Origin of the sequence: Streptococcus sp. 23.2 (genome assembly GCF_016648665.1) — a bacterium.
Taxonomy (GTDB): Bacteria; Bacillota; Bacilli; order Lactobacillales; family Streptococcaceae; genus Streptococcus; species Streptococcus salivarius_E.
The window spans coordinates 17,916-36,713 of record NZ_JACLQJ010000013.1; the positions used below are offsets into that span (position 1 = coordinate 17,916).

Sequence of the window (18,798 nt, forward strand, 5' to 3'; positions counted from 1 at the left end):
TAGAGTTGAAAAAGTGGCTCTTGGCCACTTAAAATCTTTTTATAAAGGAGTATTTGCAATGGCAAAGATTACATTGTTTTCTAAAAACAACTGCATGCAGTGCAAAATGACTAAAAAATTCTTGGAAAAGGAAGGTGCTGATTTCGAAGAAATCAACATTGATGAACAGCCAGAAAAAATCGATTACGTTAAAAGCCTCGGTTTTACTGCTGCTCCAGTTATTGAAGCCGGCGATATCGTCTTTTCAGGTTTTCAACCTGCTAAACTTAAAGAAATCCTTTAATTATCAAGTTTTTATATAGAAAGGAACTTGTTTGCTTAGTTTAATGTTTTAACCTTAATCTACTATTAAACTGAGCCTGGTATCTGTATTATGTCTTTAAAAAATCTTGGCGATGTTTCATACTTCCGCCTCAACAACGAAATTAACCGTCCTGTTAACGGTCAAATTCCTTTGCATAAGGATAAAGAAGCACTTCGTGCCTTCTTCCTTGAAAACGTTAAGCCAAATTCAATGGCATTCAACAGCATCACAGATAAAATTAATTATTTGATTGAGAACGATTATATTGAGTCTGAATTCATCGGTAAATACGAGCCTGCTTTCATCGAAAAATTGTCTGCAGAAATTCATTCTCAAAAATTCCGCTTCCAATCTTTCATGGCAGCCTACAAGTTCTACCAACAATATGCCCTCAAAACAAACGATGGCGAGTCTTACCTCGAAAGTATTGAAGATCGTGTTCTATTCAACGCCCTTTACTTTGCTGATGGTGATGAAAACCTAGCTAGTGACCTAGCTAACGAAATGATTCACCAACGTTACCAACCTGCTACTCCTTCATTTCTAAATGCTGGACGTAGCCGTCGTGGTGAGCTCGTGTCATGTTTCCTTATTCAAGTAACGGATGACATGAATTCTATCGGACGTTCTATCAACTCTGCCCTCCAGTTATCACGTATTGGTGGTGGGGTAGGTATTAGCTTGTCTAACCTGCGTGAAGCTGGTGCTCCTATCAAAGGATATGCTGGGGCAGCCTCTGGTGTCGTGCCTGTTATGAAGCTTTTTGAAGATAGCTTCTCTTACTCAAACCAACTTGGCCAACGTCAAGGTGCTGGTGTTGTTTATTTGGATGTTTTCCACCCAGATATCCTTGCCTTCCTTTCTACTAAGAAAGAGAATGCTGATGAGAAGGTGCGTGTTAAGACACTATCACTTGGTGTTACAGTTCCAGATAAATTCTACGAGTTGGCACGTAATAATGAAGATATGTACCTCTTCAGTCCTTACTCAGTAGAAAAAGAGTACGGTAAACCATATAACTACATTGATATTACAGCTATGTACGATGAGTTGGTTGCCAATCCAAATATCACAAAAACCAAGATTAATGCCCGTGAGCTAGAAACTGAAATTTCTAAACTCCAACAAGAATCAGGTTATCCATATATCGTCAATGTTGATACAGCCAATCGACACAATCCAATCGATGGTAAGATTATCATGTCAAACCTCTGTTCTGAAATTCTTCAAGTTCAAACACCAAGTGAACTTAACGATGCACAAGAGTTTGTTAAACTCGGTACAGACATTTCATGTAACCTTGGATCAACTAATATCCTTAACATGATGACTTCACCTGACTTTGGTCGTTCGATTAGAGCAATGACACGTGCGCTTACCTTTGTTACAGATAGCTCAAGTATTGATGCTGTTCCATCTATCAAAAATGGTAACCAACAAGCTCATACCTTTGGTTTGGGAGCTATGGGGCTTCACTCTTACCTCGCTAAACACCATATCGAGTATGGTAGCCCTGAATCTGTTGAATTCACTAATATCTACTTCATGCTTATGAACTACTGGACTTTAGTTGAATCTAACAACATTGCCCGTGAACGTCAAGAAACCTTTGTCGGTTTTGAAAAATCAAAATATGCTGATGGTTCTTACTTTGACAAATACGTTACAGGCCAATACGTTCCTAAATCTGACCGTATCAAAGAACTTTTCGATGGCCACTTCATCCCCCAAGCTAAAGATTGGGAGGAACTCCGTGAACTCGTTAAGAAAGATGGACTCTACCATCAAAACCGTTTGGCTGTTGCGCCAAATGGCTCAATCTCTTACATTAACGACTGTTCGGCTTCTATCCATCCAATCACACAACGTATTGAAGAACGTCAAGAAAAGAAAATCGGAAAAATCTACTATCCAGCCAACGGTCTTTCAACAGACACAATTCCTTTCTACACTTCAGCCTACGACATGGACATGCGTAAAGTTATCGACGTCTATGCCGCTGCGACTGAACACGTTGATCAAGGTTTGTCATTAACCCTATTCTTGCGTAGTGAGTTACCAAAAGAAATTTACGAATGGAAAACAGAAAATAAACAAACAACTCGTGACCTTTCTATCCTTCGTAACTACGCCTTTAACAAAGGAATTAAATCAATCTACTACATCCGTACTTATACAGATGATGGGGAAGAGGTTGGTTCTAACCAATGTGAAAGCTGTGTCATTTAAGATAGTGATTTAACGATAGCAACTTCACTACTCTTATTTACAAAATGCATTAAAAGGTCGGTTCGCCGACTTTTTTAATAGATCAACTCAAAAAACTATATCATGATTTTGAATTATGATAAAATAGTAACGATATCAATAAAGAAAGAGGTTTCTAATGGAAACTTACTACAAAGCCATTAACTGGAATGAAATCGAAGATGCGATTGATAAATCTACCTGGGAAAAATTGACCGAGCAATTTTGGCTAGATACACGTATCCCACTTTCAAATGACCTTGATGACTGGCGTAAACTTTCCGCTGAAGAAAAAGATTTGGTTGGAAAAGTTTTCGGTGGTTTAACATTGCTAGATACCATGCAATCTCAAACGGGTGTTGAAGCCATTCGTGCAGACGTCCGTACACCTCATGAAGAAGCTGTATTGAACAACATTCAGTTCATGGAGTCTGTTCACGCCAAATCTTACTCTTCAATCTTCTCAACTTTGAATACTAAATCTGAAATTGAAGAAATTTTCGAGTGGACTAACAGTAACGAATACCTACAAACCAAGGCGAAAATCATTAACGATATCTATGAAAATGGAACACCTCTTCAGAAAAAGGTTGCTTCAACATATCTTGAAACATTCCTTTTCTATTCAGGGTTCTTTACTCCACTCTATTATCTTGGTAATAACAAGCTGGCTAACGTCGCTGAAATCATCAAGCTCATTATCCGTGACGAATCTGTTCACGGAACCTATATTGGCTATAAATTCCAACTAGGGTTCAACGAATTACCTGAAGAAGAGCAAGAAAGTTTCCGTGAATGGATGTATGATCTTCTCTACCAATTGTATGAAAATGAAGAGCTCTACACTAAATCTCTTTATGATGGTGTTGGATGGACTGAGGAAGTCATGACTTTCCTACGTTATAACGCCAACAAGGCTCTCATGAACCTAGGACAAGATCCACTCTTCCCAGATAGTGCGAACGATGTTAACCCAATCGTTATGAATGGTATTTCTACAGGAACATCTAACCACGACTTCTTCTCTCAAGTTGGTAATGGTTACCTTCTAGGTACTGTTGAAGCCATGCAAGATGATGATTATAACTACGGACTATAAGAAAAACTAGCTGAGCTAGTTTTTTTTTTATTGTGTTCAATACTATATTCGAAAAACAAATAGAAAAAGAGTTCAAATTGAACTCTTTTTATTTTATTTTGCTTTTACTTCAAAACCTTCTGCTACACCTTCAGCAAAGTTTTCTTCAACAATGCTAGCACAGTGATCACAGATAGTCGCATTGTAGCTACGTTCTTTGGTAGTTGGATCGATACGACGGCAACGATCACAGACATCACCTTCAGCACGTTCTACTGTGAATGCTACACCTTCAAAGCTTACAGCAGATTCAGGAGCATCTCCTTCAGCAATAGTCAATGCTGAAACAATCAAAAGTTGAGCAAGGTTAGTGTTCAAACCTTCAAGAAGTTCTTTGACTTCAGCATTAGGATAGATTGTCAAATGAGCTTCAAGTGATTTACCGATAACTTTTTCGTTACGCGCTTCTTCCAAAGCTTTTTGAGCTTGGCCACGGAAATCCATGAAGGCATTCCATTTTTCAAGAAGTGCATCTTGACCAGCGAAATCTTCTGCTTCTGGCAACTCTGACAATTGAACATAGTCTTCTGTTTCAAATTCAAGATATGACCAAATTTCTTCTGCAGTGTGAGGAAGAATTGGAGTCAATAGTTTTGTAATCTTAACAAGAACATCGTAGAAGACTGTTTGCATTTGACGACGTTCAAGTGATTCTGCACTCTCAATATAAACCACATCTTTGGCAAAATCAAGATAGAAAGCAGACAACTCAACGTTAATAAAGTTAACCAAGGCTTTGTAGATAGTTAAGAATTCAAAGTTTGCATAGGCATCACGAATAGTCTTAACTAATTGGTTAAATCGAATAGTCATGTACTGATCTACAGAACGCAAGTCTTCAAAGGCTACTGCATCAGTTGTTGGATTGAAGTCAGATGTATTAGCAATCAAGAAACGAAGTGTGTTACGAATCTTACGATAAGATTCTGATACTTGGCTAAGGATATCCATTGAGATACGAACGTCATTAGTTGTATCAACACTTGTTACCCAAAGACGCAGAATTTCAGCACCAAATTGTTTCTCAACATCACTAGGAGCAATAGTATTACCGAGGGATTTAGACATCTTTTCACCCTTACCATCAAGCGCAAAACCTTGAGACAAGAGTTGTTTGTATGGTGCAACACCATTATTAGCAACAGATGTGATAAGTGATGAGTTAAACCATCCACGATATTGGTCTGAACCTTCAAGATAAAGGTCAGCTGGATAAGTCAACTCAGGACGGTTAACAACGACACCATTCCATGATGAACCTGAGTCAAACCATACGTCCATAATGTCAGTTTCTTTAGTAAACTCACCATTTGGTGAACCCGGATGTGTAAATCCTTCTGGAAGAAGATCTTTGGCATCACGTTCCCACCAGATAACTGAACCGTGCTCTTCGAAAAGTTTAGCCACATGTTCGATTGTTTCTTCAGTCATGATTGGTGTTTTATCTTCAGCATAGAAGATTGGGAGAGGCACACCCCAAGCACGCTGACGAGAGATTACCCAGTCACCACGGTCACGAATCATGTTGTAGAGACGAACTTTCCCCCACTCAGAATGGAATTTAACTTTTTCAATCTCATCCAAAATCTCTTGACGGAATTTAGAAACAGAGGCAAACCATTGTGGCACAGCACGCCAGATGATTGGTTTCTTCGTACGCCAGTCAAATGGGTATGAGTGTGAGATTTCTTCTTTAGCAAGGAGCAAATCACCGAGTTTTTCCATAACGATTGGCGCCACTTTATCGTAGAACTGACCTTCAAAATCAGGACCAGCATTTTCCATCATGATACCACGCTCATTAACGGTTACGGCAACTTCAAGGCCATTAGCGATACCTACGTTATAGTCATCCTCACCAAAACCAGGAGCCGTATGGACGATACCTGTACCTGAATCAGTAGTAACGTGATCACCAAGGATAACAAGCTCATCAACTTCTGTATCCCATGGGTGTTCAGTGACGATTTGATTCAATTCTTCACCACGGCATGACTGAAGTACTTCCACATCAGTCCAACCAAATTTCTCAGAAAGGCTATTAAGTAATTCAGAAGCAACGACAAATTTTCGGTTTTCTCCGGCAGGTTTTACGAGAACGTATTCAATATCAGCACCAACAGTCAAACCACGTGAAGCTGTTACTGTAAATGGTGTTGTTGTCCAAACTACGATATATGTATCTGTGTCTAGTACTCCTCTACCATCCTTAACCTTATTGGCATAGTAAAGTGAGGTTGAAACTAAATCATGGTACTCGATTTCTGCTTCAGCAAGTGCTGACTCTGATGACCATGACCAATAAACTGGTTTTGCACCTTGATAGATGTAACCTTTTTTAGCCATCTCACCAAAGACACGGATTTGTGCAGCTTCATAGTCTGGTGTCAAAGTAACATATGGATTATCCCAATCAGCCGAAACACCAAGACGTTTGAAATCTTCACGTTGTTTGTCAACTTGTGAAAGTGCATAATCACGACACATCTTAAGATATTCAGCACGATCAAGTTCTTTACGTTTCACACCTTGTTTTGCCAACACTTGCTCAATTGGAAGACCATGCGTATCCCAACCAGGAACGTAAGGAGCATAGAAACCAGACATTGATTTTGAACGAACAATGATATCCTTAGAAATTTTATTCATCGCATGTCCAACGTGAATATTACCATTGGCATACGGAGGACCATCATGAAGAGTGAAGTGAGGTTTACCTTGGTTCAACTCTTGACGACGTTGATACATCTTAGCATCTTCCCACTCTTTTTGCCAGATTGGTTCTTTGTTAGGAAGTCCAGCTCGCATTGGAAAAGCTGTCTTACCTAGATTTAAGGTTTCTTTGAGTTTCATTATATCTCCTCTTTAAATTAATTTACTAAATAAAAAGAGCCTTCATCAAAAAGGACGAAAGCTCGTGGTACCACCTTAATTCAGAGCAAAAAACATTTGCTCCCTCATATGTCCGTAAGGAGGACCATCCTTCTAACTTACTTAGTTCAGTTAGAATGCTTGAAAATGATAACTATCCAAATAGGGAATGTGGGACTCACACCATCTCCCACTCGCTGTTAATATACTTGGTAAGTTGTATTTTTCTTATTCGCTAATATTCAATTTAAACGTTTGTGTTTCGTTAAGATTAATTTCACCTGTTGACTCAGGTTGCAAATCAAAATCTTCATCTACTGGTGCTGAAGTTGGGAAATCTGCCACTTCACTCTCGAAAGTATCTGGAATACCAAAATCAACTGGAGTTGAGACAACTTCGTTTGTTTCATCAACTTCTGGACTAGAGAAATCTTCAACTTGCTTATTACTTTCAGCAACGCGACGTTGAAGTTCAGCCATTTCATCAGGAGTGAATTGACGAGTTGCATCAAATGAAGCTGCGTCATTTGAATCAGGTACATGCTCATCCAAAACTTTTTCAACAACTTCTTTAAAGGCAGCATCTGAATTTTGAAGATAAATAGCTGTTGGTTGCAACAATTCACCCCATTCTGGAGCACTTGCTAAGCTAAGTTGACCTTCAACTGCAGCCAATAGGCGTTGGTGGAAGACACGACTTTGACGCTTAAGTTCTTCTGTTTCGATGGCAACTCGTTTGGCTTCATCTGTTGCATCACGAAGAATTTCAGATGCCTTAGATTTAGCTTCTTCAACCAAATGAGTAGCATTGAAGTTAGCCTTATTAATCAAGTTAGCTGATTCATCAGCCGCTGAAGCTTTAACTTTTTCAGCTGTTTCTTGAGCCAAAATAACTGATTGACTCAATGATTCTTTCATTTCATCAAAATAAGCCAATTTTTCTTCAAGCTCTTTTACACGAGCAGCAAGTTCACGATTATCACGAACCAAATCTTCATAATCATCTACAATAATATCAAGAAATTCATCAACTTCTTGCTCATTATATCCACGAAATTTAGTTGTAAACTGTTTATCTTTAATATCAAGTGCTGTAATAGCCATTACAGGCCTCCTTTATTTTTCATTACCATATCTGATGGTTTAAATTAAATAACTACTTTTTTCTCCGTCTTAACAGACTTTCAATAACGATTTTAGCTTTCCCGGACTTTGAAAATCCGTCTCGTTGAGCTAGTCGAAATCGACCATAACCTCTAACCGAAATCATATCACCAATCATAACCGTCTGATTAGCCTTCTCAATTTGTCTATAATTTAATTTAACTTTTCCAGAAGCAATAAGTTTTAAGGCGTTAGAACGGGATAGGTTTAGTACCGTCGCCAACACATTATCAAGACGCATACTGGAAAGTAAAACAAAAGATTGTGAATAATTTTCTTGATTTGAAATCCAATCGTCTTTACTTACTTCTTTTAGAGTAACCGAAACATTACCAATCTTAGTAATAGTCATTATCGCATAACTTGCTAAATGAGAAGCAATGGAAAATTGAACGCGTCCTTCTTCATCAAGAATAATATCTCCAAATACTTGACGGTCAAGACCAAGTTGATTAATCAGTGCTCCCAAAACTTTTGGGTGTGTCAATTTATTGAACTGTCTCGCATAAGAGATTTCTAGGCGTTTAATTTCAAAGTCTTCGTCATCAAGCTCGTAATATTCGGGAGCAAGAATAACTCTTCCATATTCTTCAGATTCAGGAGTAGAACTCACAAAAAATTTTAAATTGTAGTAATGAGCTAACTCTTCAACAATCTGAATTTCACGAGGATTCAAGAAATCAGTTAAGTAAGGACTGTACCTATCATCAACTAATTGACAAAATCCCCTAACCTTCTCTAGAAAAGGCCGTTCATCTAACGAGTAATGCTGTTCAATATTTTTAATATCTGACATCAGAGTAGAATAAATCTAAGAATTCTAAGTGAAAAGTTTAGTAGAAGTACAATTACCAATATTGAAAAATCAATACCAGCAAAAGCTAAATTCAAGCGACGAAATGGTGCGAGAATCGGTTGAACAATTTGTCTAATGATTCTTCCAAGGCTAGTGTCATAAGCTCCTGGAAACCAGGATAAGAACGCATAAACTACAAGAAGAATCTCTATCACGTTAACAACACGTGCCCAAATAACATAAAGTAATACAGACATCGCTTAACGTCTCTTCATGTCGAAGTCAAAATTAGCTTCTTGATTGCCATGTGCCAACCCAATCTCTTCGATGTCAACAACGACATTAATTGGCGTAAGCAAATACATTGAAGAGCCAACTTTTTGCAAGTTGCCTGTAAGTACCTTGCTAGCACCATCAATAAAGTCAAGACAACGACGAGCTTGCGCTTCCAACATATATTGAAAATCGATTAAAACACATTCGTTTTCAATCAATAGTTCTACAATTTCCTGAGCATCTTCATACTTTTTAGGATATTTAATTGCAATTGTTGTTTTAGTTGTATTCATTTGTTGTGGTCCCTGGTTTGCTTGTGAACGACTCAGAGGTAAACTACGAAGGACTTGAGTTTCCTGTAAGTCTGAATGAACATGTTGGCGACGAGGAGGGACTGTTGCCTGAGAACGCTCAGGTTGACGTTGCTGACGAGGAGGTGGTGTCTGCACAGGTTTCTGTGCTTTCACTGGACGTTCTTTAGCCTCTTCTTTAGCAGCATCTTCATAATCTGTTACTTCGTCGGTATCAAAATATGAAACAATTTTATCAATTGCGTCTTTTAATGCCATAAGGTTATTCTCCGTTCTCTTTAAAGAATGCACTGCCTATTCTGACAAAGGTTGATCCATTCTGAATAGCCATGTCATAGTCTCGACTCATCCCCATGCTTAACTGATCACAAGGAACATTCTTTAGTTTTTTCTCTTGAATTGATTGTCTAAGTTCATTTGTCTCAGCAAAAATCTTATCAAGTTCTTGAGCATCTGCATCAATTGGAGCCATAGTCATGAGTCCAACTATACAAATCTTATCAAGATTTTCAATTTGTTTTAGAACAGTATCAAGTTCTTCAGGTGAAAAACCATGTTTTGACTCTTCACCTGAAACGTTAACTTGTAGGAAGCAATTAATGGTGTGGTCGGCACGCTTTTGAATTTCCTCTGCCAATTTAACAGAATCCAAAGCATGAAAATAATCAACTAAATTAATAACATCCTTTACTTTACGACGTTGCAGGGTACCAATAAGGTGCCAAGTCAAATCATAATTTTTTAAAGCTTGATACTTATCTAAGAATTTATCAACGCGATTTTCAGCAATGTGCTTGATTCCCGTTTTAACTAATTCTTCAGCGACATCACTTGAAACATATTTGGTTACAGCAATAATATTGACATCATCACTAGAGCGATTAGCCTTATCACAAGCTTTTTTTACCGCTTGATAAACATTATTTTTATTCTCTTCTATAGTCATTATTAACGATTTTTAAAGAATGGTGGTGTCTCCAATTCATCATCATCTTCAACATCACTTGAGAATGTAGACATAGTCAATTGACTATCTAGTTGACCAGTTTCAGGACGAGAAATATTATCACGTCTCAAATCCCAATTACCAAAAGCTGACTGCTCTTGTTGAGGAGCTGCCGCTGCAGGACGAACTCCTGCTTGAGGCATTGAAGGTGTTTCATTATAGTCAAAATTTGGTTGACGTTCAAATGAAGGTTGAGAAACTGGACGTTGCTCTTCTTGAACAACTTGTTGAGCAGGAGCTGATGGTTGTGAAGGAGCTGTAGTCACTTTACGTGGCTGAGCTTTCATACCAGATACTTTTTCAGCACGATCTTGACGAACTCCAGTTGCAACAACAGTTACACGGATTTCATCTTTCAATGTATCATCGATTGATGTACCAAGCCAAATGTTAACACCGCTACCAGCTGCTTGACCAACAATTTCAGATGCTTCTTCTGCTTCTGTAAGCGTCATATCAAGACCACCAGTTACGTTAACGATAACATCTTCTGCACCATCAATAGTAGTTTCAAGAAGTGGTGAATAGATTGCTTTGCGCGCAGCTTCAACAATACGTTCTTCACCTGAACCAATACCAATACCCATAAGTGCATTACCTTTATTTGCCATAACTGTTTTCACATCGGCAAAGTCGAGGTTGATCAAACCTGGGTTAGTGATAAGGTCCGTAATACCTTGGACCCCTTGACGAAGAACATTATCTGCTTCACTAAGAGCTTCAAGAAGTGGTGTTTTCTTATCAACGATTTCAAGAAGGTTATTGTTAGAGATAATAAGAAGGGTATCAACTTGCTCACGCAACTCTTGAATACCTTCGACAGCGAAGGCACCACGTTTGTTACCTTCGAATCCAAATGGACGTGTCACAACTGCAACTGTCAATGCACCCAAGCTTTTCGCAATACGTGCAATAACTGGTGCTGCCCCTGTACCAGAGCCACCACCCATACCAGCAGTGATAAAGACCATATCAGCTCCTGTAAGTGCTTCTGTAAGTGTTTCTTCACTTTCTTCAGCTGCCTTACGACCAACTTCAGGTTGACCTCCGGCACCAAGGCCACGAGTCAATTTAGGACCCAATTGGATTACTGTTTCTGCTTTAGAAGAGCTGAGTGCTTGAATATCAGTATTAGCTGCAATAAATTCAACACCAGCAAGACCTTCTTCAATCATTCGGTTGATGGCGTTTCCGCCACCTCCACCGACACCGATAACTTTAATTACCGCACCTTGAACTGATGCGCTATCAAATGAAAAACTCATTTTATTTCCTCGCTTTTACTAGATTCAATTAATCAAACATACTGCCGAAAATACCACGAACACGATCACCAAGTTTTTGTTTTTGTTCATGATTTTCTTCTTCAACTGGCAGAGGTACCTCAATGGTATTCTCAACTGGAATAGGATTTGGTTGAGGAGCCACTCGAGGTGCTGGAGCTGGAGTTCTATCAAAACTCAAGGCAGGAGCCTCATTGTCGATTGGTTTACGACGAAGATACTCTTCACCAGACACAGCTTGTTGCGCGATGATATCAACTTCTGTAAGAAGACCAACATACTCAACAAGACTAATCACATTTGCAAACATTGGATTACGGATACCAACTTGATTTGGCACGTAAAGTTTAACATTTGTCTCAAAAATTTCTTGAGCAACTTCAACCACACCTGGCATGATAGCTGTTCCACCTACAAGGACAATGCCACCAGGCAAATCAAGTAGACGTCCTCGAGTCAAGTCTTGTTTAACTCTATCAAGGATATGCTTAACACGAGCTGAGATAATCTCAGCAAGGTATTTTTCTGTAATCTCAACTGGTGAATTCTCACCTACAACTTCTACTTGGACAGTTTCTGTTTCGCTTGCTTCTTCAATATCTGCATTACCAAAATTGAACTTAAGTGCTTCAGCAATCTGCATTGAAGTCTTCAAAACTTTTGAAATATCCTTAGTGATGTACTCGCCACCTTCAGAATAAATATTGGTAAATTGAAGTTCTTGAGCACGCATGCTCGCAACAGTTGTTTGACCGCCACCCATATCAATAACAGTAGCACCAAACTCACGTTCACCTTCATTTAGAACAGCACGTGTCATTGCAAGAGGAGAGATGATAATATTCTCTACTTGAATACCAGCACGTTCAACTGTCTTACGAAGGTTGTGAAGAATTGTTGTTGGACCTGTGTATATGAGACCTCTCATTTCAAGACGAATCCCCATCATTCCACGAGGATCACGAATTCCTTGGAAGCCATCAACAATAAACTCTTCGGGAACTAGTGAGATAACCTCACGCTCAGGTGTAATGCTCTTTGTCAAGGCTGAGCGAACAACACTTTCAACATCTTCATCTTTGATTTCTTTTGATTCACTTGTTACAGGAATCATACCTTGTGTAGGCTCAATTTGAAGAAGATTAGCTGGAAGCCCAACGTTCACTTGCTCAATAACAATCCCAGCTTTTTCTTCTGCTTGTTCAATAGCTGTTTTGATTGATTTCGCTGCAGCGTCAATGTCAACAATGATGCCATCTTTCACACCAGAACTCTTAACATTACTTACTCCGATGACATTCATTGATCCATCAATAAACTCAGCAACAAGAACCTTAATCGAGCTAGTTCCTATATCTAATCCTGTAAAAAAGCCATCTCTAGCCATTCACTCGACCTCTCAATCTTTCCATTCAATATCTTTGTAAACTGTATAAAAACAGAATTATTCGGATACTATTGTACCATAAAAAAACGTAAAATGTCAGCATTTTACGTTTTTTATTATTCAATATTAGCCTTGAGCAGGGGAAGGGCGAAGAGTTGTTTCTTGACCAACAGTTGGATTTTCTTGTCCTTGAATACCCGGATTTTCAGAATTAGACTCTTCCTCAGAATGCTGTTCCGTTGATGTTGTAGTATCTTGACCTTCTTCAGAAGTTGGATTTTCCTTTTTATCAGTCTTATCTTTGTCTTTCTTTTTATCCCCATCAGTTTTTGATGATTCAACTTCAGGGGTCGTTGTATAAAGTCCAACTTCCATATCTACAATACTTCCATCTGAAAGTTGACTCTTAATTTTCTCGTAGTAAGGAAGCTTAACTGTTAATTGAGAAAGAGGAACACGAATGGAATTGCCATCATACAGCTCAATCGTTAGTAAATCTGAAGTTGCTTTAGTAGGCGTAAGATTAATAATTTGAATATTATTCTTGATTTTTGTATCAAGTTTATTTAATTCTTTTACTAACTCTTCGATTTTCTTCTCGTCATCCATTTTTAAAGTGATGAATTTATCAGGTAGATTACTAGTTGAAACTGTTCCTCCCGTCTTACCACTTTGAAGAATAGAAACATAACCATTTGTAGTTTGACGATAAGCCACAATTGGGTATTCTTTTACCGCAATATTAAATTGATTTGGAAAACTATATGTAACTGTAGCCTTTTTAACCCAAACATTGGTTTTTTCAACAGTTGATGCAATCTTTCCTTGGTTGAAAAAGACATGAGTGATATAGTCTGTATCAAGAATACCACTTGCAACTTTCACATCTTCTGGTAAAGCATTTTTTGTTCCTGATACAGTGAGAACCTTTTGTTTTGACCAAGGTGAAATAAAGAAAAGTGAAAATACGATTAGGAGTGCAGCGATAAAAACAACTAGTCCTGCAAGATTTTGTTGTGCAATTGGAATATTACTAGTTGTATTACCTTTTTTTCGTTTCTTCCTTTTGGTCTTTTTTTTCTTTTTAACCTTCTTTTTCACTGGTGGCTGGCTCTCATTTGAAGTCGCTTCTTGTGAATGAACGACCTTTCCATTCGCAAATTCTTCAGAATCTTCGGTTTCTTTTTTTCTCAAAAATTCGAGATTTCTCTTCTGCCACTCTGTGAGAACTTGTTTTTCTTGTGATTCTTGATCCTTTTTTGCCATGAAATTCCTTTATTTTTTTGAAATACTAGTCACTAATAGGTTATAAAAATCATCAGGAGAAGTGATTTCCTCAGATTTAGCCATCGCTTCTTTGTAAGTCTCTGCATGTTCAACAAGTTGTTCAAGCTCATGATTCAAGGTTTCCCAACTTAATTCTGTTTCCTGTAATTGACGTGCGTAGCCTTTTCGTTCAAAATAGGCAGCATTTTCAAGTTGGTCTCCTCGGCTAGCTTCTTTCCCTAAAGGAATAATTAAATGAAGTTTTTTCATAGCCAACAATTCGAAAATCGTATTTGAGCCACCACGAGTTACAACTAAATCTGCCGTATCCATAAGAGGTTGGTACAAATCTGTCACATAATCAACTCTATAAAGATGACGTTCTAAGGTATTCAATGAAGAGTCCCCAGAAATATTAATGACATTATATTTTTCCGTCAGTTGTGGAGTATTACTAATAAAATCATTAAATACTTTTGCACCAGCTGAACCACCAATGAAAAGGACAGTTTTTAAGTTGTCATCAAACTGTTCTTTAATCTTTTCAAGGGCATCAGACTGATTGGATGTCGCCATTCCTACCTTTGTAATAGCACCTACATGTTTTGTCTTTGCCAATCCTTTTGATTGTTCAAAAGTCGTAAACATAGTAGTCGCAAATTTATAGGCAATTTTATTGGCCAAGCCCATAGAAAGGTCAGACTCATGCACATATACAGGAACTCCTAATAATTTAGAAGCAATTACCGGTGGAACTGAGACAAAGCCACCTTTTGAAAAGAGTGCTTGGGGGCGAATCTTGGCAATAATTGCAATAGACTGTAGAATACCCCAACCAACTTTAAAGACATCCAACATATTTTGCCATGAGAAATAACGACGTAGTTTACCTGTAGCAATACTATGGAAAGTCACATCTAAGCCAGATTTATCAATCTGTTCATGTTCAATTCCGTGCTTATCACCGATATAGTGCACTTCCCATCCATCTTTGAGAAATTTTGGAATTAAGATAAGATTTAAAGTCACATGTCCAACGGTTCCACCACCGGTAAAAACAATCTTTTTCGCTTTTGCCATAGACTATCCCTTCAATTGCTCAACAGTTGTGATAAATTCGTCACCACGCACTTCGAAATTCTTGTACATATCCCAGCTTGCGTTTGCAGGGCTCAACAAGACAACATCTCCTGCACTGGCTTGATCAAAAGCAATACGTGTCGCATCTGCCACATCTTTGGCATCAAGATAAGTCACACCCGCTTTATCAGCAGCACGTTTGACACGAGGAGCAGATTCCCCTAAAATCACCATTTTCTTAAGACCAGTAATGTCAGGAATGAGTTCATCAAATTCATTACCACGATCCAAACCACCGGCAATCAAAATGACTTTACTATTATCAAAACCAGAAAGTGCTTTTTGTGTCGCTAAAATATTTGTTGACTTACTGTCATTGTAGAATCTTACTTCATCAATAGTGTCAACGAATTGGAGACGGTGCTTAACCCCACCAAAGCTTGCGAGAGTTTCCTTGATAGCTTGGTTTGAAATACCTGACAATTTTGCTACAGCTATAGTTGCCAAGGCATTTTCAACATTGTGACTACCAGGAACGCCAATCTCATCGGCTTGCATCACCAATTCACCTTTGAAGTAGAGACCACCATTTTCAAGATAGGCACCATCTACTTTTTCCACTGTTGAGAATGGAACTACTTGTGCTTTAGTTTGTGTAGCTAATTCCTTAGCCAAGTCTTGATTGAAGTTCAAAACAACAAAATCATCCGCAGTCATCTGATTTTGAATATTCCATTTGGCAGCCACATATTCTTCAAAACTACCATGATAGTCAATATGTGTCGGCATCAAGTTAGTAATCACAGCAATATGTGGATGGAAGCTGTCAATCCCCATCAATTGGAAAGAAGACAATTCCATAACTAAGGTATCTTGAGCAGTAACTGACTGTGCAACTTCTGACGCAGGGAAACCGATATTTCCAGACAAGACACCCGATTTGCCACCATGGTTTAGGACATCAGCAATCATAGTTGTCGTTGTTGTCTTACCATTTGAGCCTGTAATACCGATAATAGGTGCTTCAGATACTAGGTAAGCTAATTCGACTTCAGTCCAAACAGGAATGCCTTTTTCAAGTGCACGAGCTACCATTGGATTGTCATAACGAATTCCAGGATTTTTCACCATTAATTCAAAATTTTCATCCAATAGTTCAAGAGGATGTCCGCCACAGGCAACCTTAATCCCTTCTTCAAGAAGCGCCTGTGCTGATGGATTTTCCTCAAATGGTTTCCCATCATTTACTGTGACAATAGCACCCAACTTAGCCAATAGGCGGGCAGCTGCTTCACCAGATTTAGCCAAACCAAGGACCAAAACTTTTTTATTTTCAAATTGTGTTACTGATTTCATAATTCGTCCATTCTCTCAAATTGTATCATAATCATTTTACCCTTTATCCTAAGCTATTTCAAGGAGTTACCTCTTCTTGGCAAAAGAAAAAGCCAATCTATTCGATTGACTTTTAATCTCATGCTACTTATTTATCTTCATGTTCGGCTTTTTCATGATTAAGCTCTGACATAGCGAAAAAATCTTTCAAGGTGAAATAGCTCAATACAAGCATTCCCACCGTAACAAAGAACTCACCAGGTAAACTGAAGAATTTAATGATTGATAGCACTGCTAAAAGTAAGAGCAATGCTAAGGTAGCCATGACAAAGAGAAGATTCATGGTGTTTTTTACCGACTTTGGTGCAATAAAGAAATAGAACGATGCAATCAATATAGCAACAATCAGATAAAACATCTCTTCTCCTCTCTAAATATTATTCAGCTTCTGCTGCTTTTTTCTTACGTTTATTGGCTTTATCACGCTCTGCTTTATTCAAAATTTGTTTACGCAAGCGGATAGATTCAGGCGTTACTTCCATATACTCATCATCATCCAAGAATTCGAGCGATTCTTCAAGAGTCAAGATACGTGGAGTCTTGATAACAGCCGTTTGGTCCTTAGTTGCTGAACGCACGTTTGTCATTTGTTTTGCTGTAGTGATATTGACACCAAGGTCATTTTCACGAGCATTTTCACCAACAATCATACCTTCATAAACTTCAGTACCTGGGTTAACAAAGATTGTACCACGTTCTTCGATACGCATGATTGAGTAAGTTGTCGCTTTACCTGTATCGATAGAAACAAGGGCACCACGGTGACGTCCACCAATTTCACCAGCAACAACTGGCAAGTATTGGTCGAAAGTATGGTTCATGATACCGTAACCACGTGTCATAGACAAGAATTCAGTTGAGAATCCGATAAGACCACGAGCTGGTACAAGGAAGATAAGACGTGTTTGACCGTTACCAACCATTTGCATATCAAGCATGTCACCTTTACGTTCTGAAAGGGCTTGGATGATAGAACCTTGGTACTCTTCTGGAGTATCAATTTGAACACGTTCAAATGGCTCACATTTCACGCCATCAATTTCTTTGATGATAACTTCTGGACGAGATACTTGAAGTTCGTAACCTTCACGACGCATTGTTTCGATAAGGATTGACAAGTGCAATTCACCACGACCTGAGACAGTCCATTTATCAGGAGAATCAGTTGGATCAACACGAAGAGAAACGTCTGTTTGCAACTCTGCCAAAAGTCGTTCTTCAACCTTACGTGATGTCACGTGTTTACCTTCACGACCTGCAAATGGTGAGTTATTAGCCAAGAAAGTCATTTGAAGTGTTGGTTCGTCAATACGAAGAACTGGCAATGGTTCAACAGCATCAGTTGGTGTAATTGTTTCACCAACGAAGATGTCTTCCATACCTGAGATGGCAATCAAATCACCAGCTTTTGCTTCTTCAATTTCACGACGTTCCAAACCAAAGAAACCGAAAAGTTTAGTAACACGGAAGTTCTTTGTTGTTCCATCAAGTTTTGAAAGGGTAACTTGGTCACCGACTTTTACAGTTCCACGGAAGATACGTCCAATACCGATACGACCAACGAAATCATTGTAGTCAAGAAGTGACACTTGGAATTGAAGAGGCTCGTCTGAGTTATCTACAGGAGCTGGGATGTGGTCAATAATAGTGTCAAAGATTGGAGCCATAGTGTGCTCTTGATCAGCAGGGTTATCTGACAATGATGATGTTCCGTTAATCGCTGAAGCATACACAACTGGGAATTCCAACTGATCATCATCGGCACCAAGCTCGATGAAAAGTTCAAGAACTTCATCAACAACTTCTTCAGGACGAGCTGATGGTTTATCAATCTTGTTAACAACAACGATAGGTGTCAAGTTTTGCTCAAGCGCTTTTTTCAACACAAAACGTGTTTGAGGCATTGTACCTTCGTAGGCATCGACAACAAGAACAACCCCATCAACCATTTTCATGATACGTTCAACTTCTCCACCGAAGTCCGCGTGACCTGGTGTATCCATGATGTTGATACGCGTACCGTTATAAGCAACGGCTGTATTTTTGGCAAGGATGGTAATTCCACGTTCTTTTTCAAGATCGTTAGAGTCCATTGCACGCTCATCAAGCTCTTTACGCTCGTCAAGAGTGTGTGATTGTTTCAACAATTCATCAACAAGTGTTGTTTTACCGTGGTCAACGTGGGCAATGATGGCTACGTTACGGATATCTTCTCTAAGTTTAGTCATTTTTTCCTCTTTAATTTTTATTTCAACTTTTAAAGTATACCACATT

Annotated in this window: 16 protein-coding genes; 3 read left to right on the plus strand and 13 right to left on the minus strand. The window is 38.6% G+C overall.

The window, feature by feature from the left end; all coding sequences use genetic code 11:
• Nucleotides 1-58: 58 nt before the first annotated feature.
• The 3 genes from nrdH (at nt 59) to nrdF (ending at nt 3,650) form a co-directional block, all read left to right on the plus strand.
• Nucleotides 59-283, plus strand: coding sequence for a glutaredoxin-like protein NrdH (gene nrdH / locus H7T98_RS07600; protein WP_003096895.1), 225 nt, complete (start codon nt 59-61; stop codon nt 281-283).
• 90 nt (nt 284-373) lie between these two features.
• Entirely contained in the window at nt 374-2,533 is a 2,160-nt protein-coding gene (gene nrdE, locus H7T98_RS07605; RefSeq protein WP_013990782.1) for a class 1b ribonucleoside-diphosphate reductase subunit alpha, read from the plus strand.
• A gap of 157 nt (nt 2,534-2,690) precedes the next feature.
• Entirely contained in the window at nt 2,691-3,650 is a 960-nt protein-coding gene (gene nrdF, locus H7T98_RS07610) for a class 1b ribonucleoside-diphosphate reductase subunit beta (protein ID WP_014633295.1), read from the plus strand.
• Nucleotides 3,651-3,743: 93 nt separating this feature from the next.
• Here the strand turns inward: nrdF and ileS are convergent, their stop codons facing one another.
• The 13 genes from ileS to typA all read right to left on the minus strand — a co-directional run bounded on the left by ileS (nt 3,744) and on the right by typA (nt 18,752).
• The gene (ileS, locus tag H7T98_RS07615; protein ID WP_048674459.1) at nt 3,744-6,542 is read right to left on the minus strand and encodes an isoleucine--tRNA ligase; all 2,799 of its coding nucleotides are present in this window, start codon (nt 6,540-6,542) and stop codon (nt 3,744-3,746) included.
• A 246-nt stretch (nt 6,543-6,788) separates the two neighbouring features.
• Nucleotides 6,789-7,664, minus strand: coding sequence for a DivIVA domain-containing protein (locus H7T98_RS07620; protein ID WP_002884119.1), 876 nt, complete (start codon nt 7,662-7,664; stop codon nt 6,789-6,791).
• A gap of 52 nt (nt 7,665-7,716) precedes the next feature.
• Entirely contained in the window at nt 7,717-8,520 is an 804-nt protein-coding gene (locus H7T98_RS07625) for an RNA-binding protein (RefSeq protein WP_002883997.1), read from the minus strand.
• Entirely contained in the window at nt 8,520-8,777 is a 258-nt protein-coding gene (locus H7T98_RS07630; protein WP_004182719.1) for a YggT family protein, read from the minus strand. Before H7T98_RS07630 ends, H7T98_RS07625 begins: the two co-directional genes overlap by 1 nt.
• 3 nt (nt 8,778-8,780) lie before the next feature.
• The gene (locus H7T98_RS07635) at nt 8,781-9,365 is read right to left on the minus strand and encodes a cell division protein SepF (protein ID WP_038675734.1); all 585 of its coding nucleotides are present in this window, start codon (nt 9,363-9,365) and stop codon (nt 8,781-8,783) included.
• A gap of 4 nt (nt 9,366-9,369) precedes the next feature.
• The gene (locus H7T98_RS07640; RefSeq protein WP_048674456.1) at nt 9,370-10,053 is read right to left on the minus strand and encodes a YggS family pyridoxal phosphate-dependent enzyme; all 684 of its coding nucleotides are present in this window, start codon (nt 10,051-10,053) and stop codon (nt 9,370-9,372) included.
• Nucleotides 10,054-10,055: 2 nt separating this feature from the next.
• Complete coding sequence (gene ftsZ / locus H7T98_RS07645) at nt 10,056-11,378, minus strand: cell division protein FtsZ (RefSeq protein ID WP_002884133.1); 1,323 nt, start codon at nt 11,376-11,378, stop codon at nt 10,056-10,058.
• Nucleotides 11,379-11,406: 28 nt separating this feature from the next.
• Nucleotides 11,407-12,783, minus strand: a complete 1,377-nt coding sequence (gene ftsA / locus H7T98_RS07650; protein WP_022496829.1) for a cell division protein FtsA — start codon at nt 12,781-12,783, stop codon at nt 11,407-11,409.
• A gap of 126 nt (nt 12,784-12,909) precedes the next feature.
• Nucleotides 12,910-14,049, minus strand: coding sequence for a cell division protein FtsQ/DivIB (locus H7T98_RS07655; protein ID WP_201061604.1), 1,140 nt, complete (start codon nt 14,047-14,049; stop codon nt 12,910-12,912).
• A 9-nt stretch (nt 14,050-14,058) separates the two neighbouring features.
• Nucleotides 14,059-15,129 carry a UDP-N-acetylglucosamine--N-acetylmuramyl-(pentapeptide) pyrophosphoryl-undecaprenol N-acetylglucosamine transferase gene (locus H7T98_RS07660; RefSeq protein ID WP_014634252.1) on the minus strand — a complete coding sequence of 357 codons (1,071 nt, stop codon included), beginning with the start codon at nt 15,127-15,129 and terminating at the stop codon, nt 14,059-14,061.
• A 3-nt stretch (nt 15,130-15,132) separates the two neighbouring features.
• Nucleotides 15,133-16,485: a UDP-N-acetylmuramoyl-L-alanine--D-glutamate ligase gene (gene murD / locus H7T98_RS07665; protein ID WP_201061606.1), complete on the minus strand. Its 1,353-nt coding sequence runs from the start codon at nt 16,483-16,485 to the stop codon at nt 15,133-15,135.
• Nucleotides 16,486-16,612: 127 nt separating this feature from the next.
• Nucleotides 16,613-16,882: a DUF3165 family protein gene (locus tag H7T98_RS07670; RefSeq protein ID WP_002884134.1), complete on the minus strand. Its 270-nt coding sequence runs from the start codon at nt 16,880-16,882 to the stop codon at nt 16,613-16,615.
• Between the two features lie 19 nt (nt 16,883-16,901).
• Nucleotides 16,902-18,752: a translational GTPase TypA gene (typA, locus tag H7T98_RS07675; protein ID WP_002884130.1), complete on the minus strand. Its 1,851-nt coding sequence runs from the start codon at nt 18,750-18,752 to the stop codon at nt 16,902-16,904.
• Between the last annotated feature and the right edge of the window lie 46 nt (nt 18,753-18,798).